Annotated in this window: 10 protein-coding genes; 5 read left to right on the top strand and 5 right to left on the bottom strand. The window is 71.3% G+C overall.

Going from position 1 to position 9,828, the window contains the following annotated elements; genetic code table 11:
* The first annotated feature begins 432 nt into the window (after positions 1-432).
* Both Afe05nite_RS36060 and Afe05nite_RS36055 read left to right on the top strand, forming a co-directional pair.
* The gene (locus tag Afe05nite_RS36060) at positions 433-1,254 is read left to right on the top strand and encodes a helix-turn-helix transcriptional regulator (RefSeq protein WP_203821792.1); all 822 of its coding nucleotides are present in this window, start codon (positions 433-435) and stop codon (positions 1,252-1,254) included.
* A gap of 9 nt (positions 1,255-1,263) precedes the next feature.
* A complete protein-coding gene (locus tag Afe05nite_RS36055) occupies positions 1,264-2,142 on the top strand; it encodes an LLM class flavin-dependent oxidoreductase (protein WP_203821791.1) in 879 nt (292 codons plus the stop codon).
* 405 nt (positions 2,143-2,547) lie between these two features.
* On the opposite strand, the gene Afe05nite_RS36050 is transcribed toward Afe05nite_RS36055, so the two are convergent.
* Positions 2,548-3,495: an aldo/keto reductase gene (locus Afe05nite_RS36050; RefSeq protein WP_203821790.1), complete on the bottom strand. Its 948-nt coding sequence runs from the start codon at positions 3,493-3,495 to the stop codon at positions 2,548-2,550.
* A gap of 114 nt (positions 3,496-3,609) precedes the next feature.
* Between Afe05nite_RS36050 and Afe05nite_RS36045 the strand changes: the two genes are divergently transcribed.
* The 3 genes from Afe05nite_RS36045 (at position 3,610) to Afe05nite_RS36035 (ending at position 6,005) form a co-directional block, all read left to right on the top strand.
* Complete coding sequence (locus tag Afe05nite_RS36045) at positions 3,610-4,131, top strand: hypothetical protein (protein WP_203821789.1); 522 nt, start codon at positions 3,610-3,612, stop codon at positions 4,129-4,131.
* Between the two features lie 131 nt (positions 4,132-4,262).
* Complete coding sequence (locus tag Afe05nite_RS36040; protein WP_203821788.1) at positions 4,263-4,802, top strand: snapalysin family zinc-dependent metalloprotease; 540 nt, start codon at positions 4,263-4,265, stop codon at positions 4,800-4,802.
* Positions 4,803-4,850: 48 nt separating this feature from the next.
* On the top strand, positions 4,851-6,005 hold the full coding sequence (locus Afe05nite_RS36035; RefSeq protein WP_203821787.1) for a cytochrome P450: 1,155 nt from the start codon (positions 4,851-4,853) through the stop codon (positions 6,003-6,005).
* On the opposite strand, the gene Afe05nite_RS36030 is transcribed toward Afe05nite_RS36035, so the two are convergent.
* From Afe05nite_RS36030 to Afe05nite_RS36015, 4 genes are all read right to left on the bottom strand, one after another.
* Positions 6,002-7,285 carry a mannitol dehydrogenase family protein gene (locus Afe05nite_RS36030; protein WP_203821786.1) on the bottom strand — a complete coding sequence of 428 codons (1,284 nt, stop codon included), beginning with the start codon at positions 7,283-7,285 and terminating at the stop codon, positions 6,002-6,004. The genes Afe05nite_RS36035 and Afe05nite_RS36030 overlap by 4 nt on opposite strands.
* A 44-nt stretch (positions 7,286-7,329) precedes the next feature.
* On the bottom strand, positions 7,330-8,547 hold the full coding sequence (locus Afe05nite_RS36025) for a cellulose-binding domain-containing protein (RefSeq protein ID WP_203821785.1): 1,218 nt from the start codon (positions 8,545-8,547) through the stop codon (positions 7,330-7,332).
* 81 nt (positions 8,548-8,628) lie between these two features.
* Positions 8,629-9,165: a TetR/AcrR family transcriptional regulator gene (locus tag Afe05nite_RS36020; RefSeq protein WP_203821784.1), complete on the bottom strand. Its 537-nt coding sequence runs from the start codon at positions 9,163-9,165 to the stop codon at positions 8,629-8,631.
* Between the two features lie 35 nt (positions 9,166-9,200).
* Positions 9,201-9,395, bottom strand: coding sequence for a ferredoxin (locus Afe05nite_RS36015; protein WP_239118454.1), 195 nt, complete (start codon positions 9,393-9,395; stop codon positions 9,201-9,203).
* Positions 9,396-9,828: the final 433 nt, after the last annotated feature.

Below are 9,828 nucleotides of genomic sequence, written 5' to 3'. Positions count from 1 at the left end.
TACTAGTCCTGGCCGTCCTAGTCCTGGCCGTGCCGGGCATGCTCGCGGGACCGCAGCTCCTCGTACTGCGCCTCCCGGGACCGCACCTCCCGGGACCGCGAACCTGGGATCGCGGGCCTGGGATCGCGGGCCTGGGATCGCGGGCCTGGGATCGCGGGCCTAGGAGTGACAGGGCCAGGCTCAGAATCCGTCCAGCTGGAAGACTGACACGGCGACCGATTCCGCGGCGGTCGGCACAGCTCCCGGCCGCAGTTGGGCGAAGGCACACGGCGGCCACTGCATCGTCATGGTCACGGCGAGGCGGAGGCAAGCGGGCGGCCGGGCGGGCAGGCAGCGCAACGTCACGGTCGCGGCGAGGCGGAGGCACCTGGTGGGCGGCGCGAGGCTGTGGTGGAGGGTGGGCGAGGCGCGAGGAGGGGAGGGTTCGAGCGGATGAATGAGCTTGGGGAGTTTCTGCGGAGTCGGCGGGCGCGGATCGGGCCCGGGGACGTCGGGCTTCCGGCTGGGAGTGGGCGGCGGCAGACGCCGGGGCTCCGGCGGGAGGAGCTTGCGGCGGTGGCCGGGGTGAGCGTCGACTACTACGTGCGTCTTGAGCAGGGGCGCGACAGCAATCCGAGTGCGGCCGTCCTGGATGCGCTCGCGGGTGCGCTTCGGCTTGACGAGGACGAGCGGGAGCATCTGCGTCGGCTTGCCGGTGGGCGACGGGGCGGCGTTGGGCGGCCCGCACCGGTGACGGCTCGGGCCGGGCTTCGGCAGCTGCTCGAGACCGTACGGCCGGCGCCTGCCTTCGTGTTGACGCCCGGAAGCGACATCCTCGCCGAGAATCCCGAGGGATTGGCGCTGCTCGACGGCTTGTCGGAATGGCCGCGCGGGCGGCGGAACATCGTCCGTTACATATTCCGGCATCCGAATGCCCGACGGGTGGTGGTCTCGTGGCAGCGGATGGCGCAGGATTGCGTCGCCCACCTGCGAACGGTCCCACCTGCACAAACCGAAGACCTGGTGGCGGAATTGGGCGCGGTCGATGCGGATTTCCGGGAATTGTGGGCGCACTATGACGTACGCGTCAAAAGTGGCACCCAGCGCTCGTTCTCGCACCCGGCCGTCGGACGCCTGGATCTGAATTCCGAGGTGTTGACCGTCGACGATGGACAGCGGCTCGTTGTTTTCCAGGCCGCACCGGGATCGCCGTCGGCGGACGCCCTCGCCCTGCTGTCACTTGCCGTGCCCTCGGCGGCGGCGGGCACCACGTAGGCTCCGATCATGCGCATTGCGATCTGGCCGGGGGCCCATCAGCCGTACACGGAAATTCTCGAGGTGGCCCAGCACGGCGCCGCCACCGGATGGGACAGCGTCTATATCGCCGACCACTTCATGCCGAATGACGACGACGACCTGAAATTCCCGGTACTCGAGGCGGGTTCGCTGGTCGCGGCACTCGGCGCGGTGGTTCCGCGAGTGCGCATCGGCACCTTGGTGTACGGGAACACCTACCGGCACCCGGCCGTGCTCGCCAACATGGCCGCGACCGTGGACCACATCAGCGGGGGCCGCTTCATCCTCGGGGTCGGGGCCGGCTGGCAGATCAACGAGCACCGCGAGTACGGCATCACGCTGTCCCGCCCGGGCCGCCTGCTCGACCAGTTCGAAGAGGCGCTGCAGGTGATGACCGGTCTGCTGCGGGAGACCCGCACCACTGTCGACGGTCAGTTCTACCAGGTGGTGGACGCCGTCGCGGAACCGAAACCGCAGCAGAAGCAGTTGCCTCTGCTGATCGGCGGCAAGGGCGAGAAGCGCATGCTGGGAATTGTCGCCAAATACGCTGACATGTGGAATTGCTGGGGCCTGCCGGAGCTGATCGCACACAAGTCCCAGGTGCTCGACCAGCACTGCGCCGCCATCGGCCGCGACCCGAAAACGATCGAGCGAACCGCACAGGCCCTGGTCGTGGTCGACGGCGAACTCCCGGATCACGGCGGCCGCCCACCGGTGATCGGCGGCTCCCCCGCCAAACTGGCCGACACGTTCGCCGAATACCGCGAGATCGGCCTGGCCGAACTGATCATCCCGGACGGCGCCCTCGGCAAGGGCGCGGAGCGCCTCAAAGCGATGGACACCATCCGGGACCTGGCCGGCCGCTGACCCGCCGCACCCGCCGACCAACCCCGCACCGCACCCGCTGACCATCGCCGCACCGCCGACCAGCCCGGCGCCGCTAACCAGCCCGGCGCCGCTGACCATCGCCGCACCCGCTGACCAGCGCCGCACCCGCTAACCAGCGCAGCGCGCCGACCAGCGCCGCGCGGCACCGGGCAGCGCACGTCAACGGGCATCGCACCCGGCAGGGCGGCGCACACCCAGCAGGACGGCGCACCCGGCAGGGCGGGCACGCACCCGGCAGGGCGGCACGCACCCGGCAGGGCGGCACGCAACCGCCAAAGCGGCGCGCAACCGGCAGAGCGGCGCGCAACCGGCAGAGCGGCACGCACCCGGCAAAGCGGCACGCACCCGGCAGAGCGGCGCGCACCCGGCAGGCGGCGGGTGTGGTCAGCGGGTGACTGCGGCCAACTCGTCGGGGGTCAGCGGGCCGCGCGCCTCGGCGGCGAGGCACTCGGCCAGCTCCGCACGGTTCTTCACGCCGAGCACCACGGTGGCGACGCCGGGGGTGCTCAGGGCGTAGCGGTGGGCCAGCGATGCGGGGGTCTCCCCCATCTCGGCCGCAAGTTTGCGGAACGGCTCCGCGCGGGCGAAGTCGACGGCGGCCGGGTGGTCCGGGGCTACGGCGCGGTCGAGGGCCGAGGTCAGTGAGCCGGCGGCGACGGCGCGGATGGCGATGACCGCGATGTCGTTGTCGTTGGCGGTCCGGCGGATCTCGTCGTTGGCGGTGGGTACGTCGCCCCACGGCCACATGTCGCCGGACATGTCCAGCGGGTTGATGATCACCTGGGCGGCGTCCGGCCGGGGTGCCTTCCGCAGGGCCGCGAGCACACTGTCCGGGTGGCCGACCGCGGTGATACCCCAGGCGCGGATGAGGCCGGCCTGGCGTAGCCGCTCCAACTCGGGTACGACCTCGTCCTCGTACTGCGGCCAGCCGATCTTGTCACTCAGCGGCTCACCGCCGTCCCGCGGTCGCAGCTGCGTGTGCAGCACGAAGAGGTCGAGGTGAGCGCGACCGATCCGGTCGAGGCTGGCCCGCAGGCTGCGGCCGATCCGCCCGGCGAAGTCTCCCTCGTCGTCCGGCACCTGCACCTTGGACGTGACCAGCACGTGGTCGGCGGCGTGCCCCCGCAGCGCCTCGCCGGCCGCCCGCTCCGACTCGGCGTCCACGCCGTAGCTGGGCGCGAGGTCGAGCATCGTGATGCCGCCGTCGATGGCGGCGCGGACGGTGGCGACGGCTTCCGCCCGGTCGGTCCGCCCCCAGACGCCGGCGATGCCCCCGCCGCCGAGGGTCAGCGCGCTGATCGGCCCGAGCCGGCCGAAATCCCTGGTCTGCACAGTCATGTCCCTTCGTAGCCTCTGGGAACTGACCCTAGAAGCTGGAGTGCACTCCACCTCAAGCCCCTTGCAACTCCTGCCTAGGATCGGACTCCCCGGCCGAAAGCGGGCTAAGTGGATCAAGTGTGGCAGCAGATTCCCACCCTCGCCGGCGTCGCGATCGGCGCTCTCGCCTCCTATCTGACGTCGTCCGCGAACGAGCGCTCGAAATGGCGAAGAGATCGAGACCTCAGGCGAAGCGAAAAGCAGTCCCTGGCGTACGCGGAATACGGCAGCGCGGTCAAGGAGACCTATCAGTGGACGATGCACTTCGCGCATTGTCGAGGGCTCCCCGCGTTCGGACCGGACATGACCTTGGAGGAGGTCAGCGCGGAGATGTCGCGAGTGAGCATGATTCGAGCGGTGAAGTGGGAGACCGTCCTGCTGCTCGGCTCGGAAGCCACCATCTCCGCCGCCCGCCGCTGGCATGAATCGATCTGGCAGATGCAGCACGTGGCAAGTTCGGACGGCCTCGACCTGGACGAATGGATGGCGGCGCGGGAGGAGTCGAACGACGCGAGAACGGCCTTCTACGACTCCGCTCGGGCGGACCTGGGGGTCTCCGGGGAAACGGTCCGTCGACGACGCCGGCCATGAGGCGCCGGCCTTCGCGGAGCGGCATCGTATCGGCGGGAGAGGGCAACTGATATGGCCGTACTAGATTGATGATCTTCTTTGTCTTCATAGGGTGTCAGGCAGATACCCCCAACCCCCCTGGGAGGACGAAGATGCTTCTGCGAAGGTGGGCGGCCGCTCTGGTCGCCGTGTTCGCGCTTGTCGGCGTGCAGGTCGTCTCGGCGTCGGCGGCTTCGGCGGCGGCCCGGATCCTGTACTACGACGCCAGTCAGGCGCAGGAGTTCAAGTCGGTCGTCGATCAAGGCGCGCAGATCTGGAACGCCTCGGTCGCCAACGTCAAGCTGCAGCCCTGGACGTCGGGGCACACCGTGAACATCCGGGTGTACGCCGACAACGGCTGGCCGCGCACCTATTCGACGTCGCTGGGCAACGGACGCTGGTACATGGGCCGGGAAGCGGTGAACGACGGCTACTACAAGCCACGGATCGCCGCCCACGAGTTCGGGCACATCCTCGGGCTGCCGGACAACCGGACCGGACTCTGCTCGGACCTCATGTCGGGCAGCAGTGCCCCGGTCGCGTGCACCAACGCGAACCCGAGCTCGACCGAGAAGGCCCGGGTCGAGTCGCTGTTCCGCACGTCGGTCTCGGTCGCGCCGCAGACGTACGTCTGGGTGGGCTCGGCCGCGTGACGAGGCGCCGGGCGCGTCCGCGGGGCGCGTCCGGCTACGGTGCTTCAGGTGATCGACTTCGAGGACCCGGATTTTCTGCGCGACCCCTATCCGGCGCTGGCCGAGCTGAGGTCGCAGGCGCCGGTCAGCCGGCACGAGCCGACCGGCATGTGGCTGGCCGCGAGCCATGCCGCCGCCGACGCCGTGCTCCGCGACCGGCGGCTGGGGCGGTTCTGGCGGGACCGGGAGCCGGCCGAGTGGTGGGAGCCGTTCAACCTGCTGCACCGCAACCAGATGATGGAGAACGAGCCGCCCGATCACACCCGGCTGCGCTCGCTGGTGGCGAAGGCGTTCGGCCGCGGTCACGTGGAGCGGCTGCGCCCGGCCGTCGCCGCCGAGGCGACCGCCCTGCTCGAGGCCGCCGGGGACACCTTCGACCTGCTCACCGAGCTGGCCGAACCGCTGGCCGTCACGGTGATCGCCGAGCTGCTGGGCGTCCCGCGCCCGGACCGCCACAAGCTTCGGCCGTGGTCCGCCGCGATAGTCAAGATGTACGAGGTCTCCCGCACGACGGCCGCCGAGGAGGCCGCCCTGGAGGCCTGCCGGGACTTCGCCGACTACGTCCGTCACCTGGCGACGCGGCAGACCGATGGCTTGCTCAGTGACCTGGTCGCGGCCCGGGACGGCACCGACCGCCTCACCGGCGACGAACTGGTCGCCTCCGCGATCCTGCTGCTCAACGCCGGTCACGAGGCTTCGGTGAACGCTCTCGGCGGCGGTGTGGTCGCCCTGCTGAAGCAGCCGGCCCAACTGGCCCGGCTACGCGCGGACCGCGGCCTGGAGGCGACCGCGATCGAGGAGATGATCCGCTACGACCCGCCACTGCACCTTTTCGTACGCACGGCGGCCGCACCCGTCACGATCGCCGGCGTCCCGATTCCCGCGGGTGGACAGGTCGCCGCCCTGCTCGGTGCGGCCAACCGCGACCCGGCTGTGTTCGCCGAGCCCGACCGCTTCGACCTCGCCCGCGACCCCAACCCGCATCTGGGCTTCGGCGCCGGCCTGCACTTCTGTCTCGGCGCCCCGCTCGCCCGCATCGAGCTGCGGGCGGCCCTGCGCGCCCTGCTCGACCACGCCCCGACGCTCCGGCTCGCCGCCGAGCCGGTGCACCGCCCGACGTTCGTGCTCCGCGCGTTCACCGAGGTGCGCCTGACCACGGCCTAACGGGTGGCTTCCTCGATCGCGGCCACCAGCGCCTCGTTCGTCGCAAGATCAGGAGCAAGAAGAGCAAGCAGATCGCGTACGTTCCCCGCGCGCTCGACGAACAGGGCCGCCCCCGCGTCGTCGACCGGGGCGCCGGCCCCGCGAAGATGGCCGATCCACGAGGCCAGGACCCGGATCGCGCCGACCGGGAGGCGGCCGGCCCGGACCTCGCCGCGCAGGACCGGGACGACCCGGATCGGGATCTTCTGGGAACCGTCGGCGGCGATCTGCGCGAGGGTGTGCCGGATGCGCCCGTTCGAGAAGCGGACCAGCAGCGCCTGCCGGTAGGCCATGATCTCGTCCGGCGGGAGCGGCACGTAACGGCTCGCCTCCGCCCACCACTGCGTCAGCCAGGCGAGGCAGTCCGGGTCGGCGACGGCGTCGGCAACGGTCTGGTGGCCGCGCGCACTCCCGGCGTACGCCAAAAGCGAGTGACCACCGTTGAGCAGCAAGAGTTTCCGCTGCTCATGCGCGGTGATGTCGGAGACGAACCGGGCCCCGCCGGCCTCCCAGCCGGGCCTTCCCGCCGGGAAGACCCCGTCGAGCACCCACTCCGTGAAGGGCTCGGTGACGACCGGCATCGCGTCGTCGAAACCGGTCAGCGAGGCCGCCGCCTCAAGGTCGCCGGCGGTGGTGCGCGGGGTGATCCGGTCGACCATCGTCGACACGAACGACACGTTGTCCCTGATCCAGGGCACCAGCGCGGGCTCGGCGAGCGAGGCGAAGTCGAGAACCACCCTCGCGACCGCCTCCCCGTTGGCCGGCAGGTTGTCGCACGGCACGATCGCAATCGGTCCGCCTCGGGACAGGCGCCGCTCGGCCAGCCCGGCCGTCAGCCGGCCCGGCACGCTCCGCACCGGCTCGCCGTGCAGCCAGGCGGACACGTCGGCGGCGGCCCGGCTCTCGGCCAGACCGCCGCCCGATTCGCGAAGATAGGCAGCCTCGGTCACCGTCAACGTCACCAGCGCCGTGCGGGGCGAGGCGAGGTGCGCCTGCCACGCCTGATGGTCATTCGCCGCGTACGCGGTGTCCACCGTCCCGATGATCTGCGCCTCGTCACGTTCCGGACCCCGTACGAGAAGCGTGTATCTGCCGTTCTGGGCGTTCAGTTGCCGGGCCGCCTCGGGTGACCGCCCCGTGAAAGCCGCGATCGGCCAGTCCCGCGACTCCGGCGCGACCGACGTGTACCAGGCCTGGTGGGCCCGGAAGAAGTTCCCGAGGCCCAGGTGCACGATCCGCATGGCTTCCATGGTGGGTTTCCCCGGGCCGGCCCGGCAACAATTCGTCAACAGCCGTTTCGCGTCGCGCTCACCGCCACGTCGTCGTACCAGAGGGTGTCGGTGCCCTGGCCGTAGCTCTCCCAGCCGAGCTTGAGGTCGGTGAGGGCGGGCCGCCAGGTCTTGTTGAGCCACTGGCTGTCGATGTCGTGGGTGGGCGTGCCGTCCTCGAGCAGGCCCGGGACCGAGGTTCCGTTGAGCCAGGTCTCGATCGTGCCGTTGCCGCCGTCGACCTTGAACTCGACGCAGTTCCACGTGTTCGTGGGCAGCGGGGTGGACAGCGCCACGCCGGCCGGGCTCTGCTCGGGCAGGGTCGCGTCGTCCGAGGCCCGGTTGAACTGCAGGGCCCCGTTCTGCCCGCCGAACCGCAGGTCCTTGTTGCCGTCGCGGGAGTCGGTCATCGCCACCGTGGTGACGTGCGACGCCGGCAGGGCGGTGGTGTGCCGCACCCAGTAGCGGACGTACCGGACCGTGCTCGTCGTACCGAAGATCGCGGTGTTCTTGGCGAAGACGTGGTTGCAGTAGCCCTCGGCACCGTTGATCTTCAACGAGGTGCTGCCGGAGTGCGCCGTGGTCCGGTCGATCGTGGCGGTGCCGGCCCCCGAACAGTCCGGCGTGCTGATCGACCAGTTACCGCTCGGCGCGGTGCCGGTCTGTGCCTCGAAACCCTCGCAGGCCGCGGCCGTCCCGCAGTTCTGTGGCGGGGTGGAGGTCGGCGGGGTCGTGGGCGGGGTCGTCGGCCCGGTGGTCGGCGGCGTGGTCGGCGTCGTCGTGGGCGGGGTGGTCGGCGCGGTCGTGGCCGGGGTGGTCGGCGGCGGTGTCGGCTGGTCCCCGCAGGCGACCCCGTTCAGGGTGAACGCGATCGGGATCGGGTTGCTGCCGGTGAACGTGCCCTGGAAACCGAAGCTCGCCGAGGCGCCGGTGCCGAGGTTGCCGTTCCAGGCGACGTTCGTCGCGGTGACCGCGGTGCCCGACTGGGTGACGCTCGCGTTCCAGGCGCTGGTGACCTTCTGGTTCCCGCCGAACGACCAGGCCACGGTCCAGGACGAGACCGGGGAGCCGTTGTTGACGACCTTGACGTCGGCGGTGAAGCCACCACTCCACGAGTTGGCGGTGTAGACCACGGCGCAAGCGGTGGCCGCGGACGCGGTGGAGGCCGCCGCCACGATCAGTCCGGCACTGGCCACCGAACCGGCCACCGCCAGGGCAATTCCTCGTCGTCGCATTTGCACTCCTGCTGGGGAGGTGAGTGTTGGGAGCGCTCCCACACATCGACGACTGTAGTTTTGTTTCGAGTAGATGAAAAGCTATGCCGGAGTCGGGTTTCGCTCGAACATGCTGATCAGCAGTTCGATCTCCCGGGTCAGCGCGGGCAGCGCATCCTCGTCCCGGGCGAGCAGCAGACCCGCCTCGACGAGCGCCCCCCGCAGCACGGCCAGCCGCGCCTCGACATCCTCCTCGTCGCCCGCTCGCTGCAGCCCACGCCGCAACAACTCGCCGGCGAACCCGTCCTCGATCGACCGGACCTCCTGCCAGCCCAGCACGGCCGGACCGTCGATCAGCAACAGCCGGCGCAGCGACCGGTCAAGATAGGCGTCGAGCACCACCGCGCAGCCGGCCCGTACGGCATCCCACCCCACCCGCACCGACGACGCCGCGGCGAACCGCTCCGCCAGCCGCCGCTGCTGATCGACCAGAGCGTCCCGGAAGAGCGCAGACTTCGTGCCGAAATGGTGATAGACCGCCCCACGACTGACCCCGGCCGCCGCCGCCACCCCGTCGAGCGAGGTCGCCGCGTACCCATCCCGCCCGAACATCTCTGCCGCCACCAGAACCAGCGACACCTCAGTCTCCCCCGCATGCCGCATGCCGGACCCACCTACTCCAGGATCCGGATCACCGCCGCCGGGCAACTCTGCACGGCAAGCTCAACCGCTTCCCGCTCCCGCTCCGGCGGCGCCCCATCGAGCACAACGACCAATGCCTCATCCGCATCCTGATCGAAAACCGCGGGCGCCGTCAGCGCGCACGTCCCCGACCCGATGCAGAGGCTGGTATCCACAGCGACCTTCATCGGCATCTCCACAGTGGGCGAACGCCCCAACACTGCCCGTCATCACGAAGCCCGTCAATGAGATGACAAATGATGAGACGCATTCCGCTTCCCTTCCCGGCATCCCGCCGGCGCCCGCCCCAGCGCGGCCCCGCGCGGCATGGGCCGTCACGGCGCGGGCCGTCACGGCGCGGGCCGTCACGGCGCGGGGCGGCGCGGCGCGGGGCGGCGCGGGGCGGCGCGGCGCGGCGCGGCGCGGCATGGGGCGGCGCGGGGCGGCGTGTTCCGGCGCGGCGCGTGGCGGGGCGGCGTGTTCCGGCGCGGCGCGTGGCGGGGCGGCGCGGGGCGGCGCGGGGCGGGGCGGGGCGGGGCGGGGCGGCGCGGGGCGGCGCGGCGCGGGGCGGCGCGTGGCGGGGCGGCGCGGGGCGGCGCGGGGCGGCGCGGCGCGGGGCGG

This window comes from Paractinoplanes ferrugineus (genome assembly GCF_016862195.1).
Taxonomy (GTDB): domain Bacteria; phylum Actinomycetota; class Actinomycetes; order Mycobacteriales; family Micromonosporaceae; genus Actinoplanes; species Actinoplanes ferrugineus.
The sequence above is the reverse complement of the archived record's forward strand: the minus strand, read 5'-3'. Positions and strand labels throughout refer to the sequence as shown.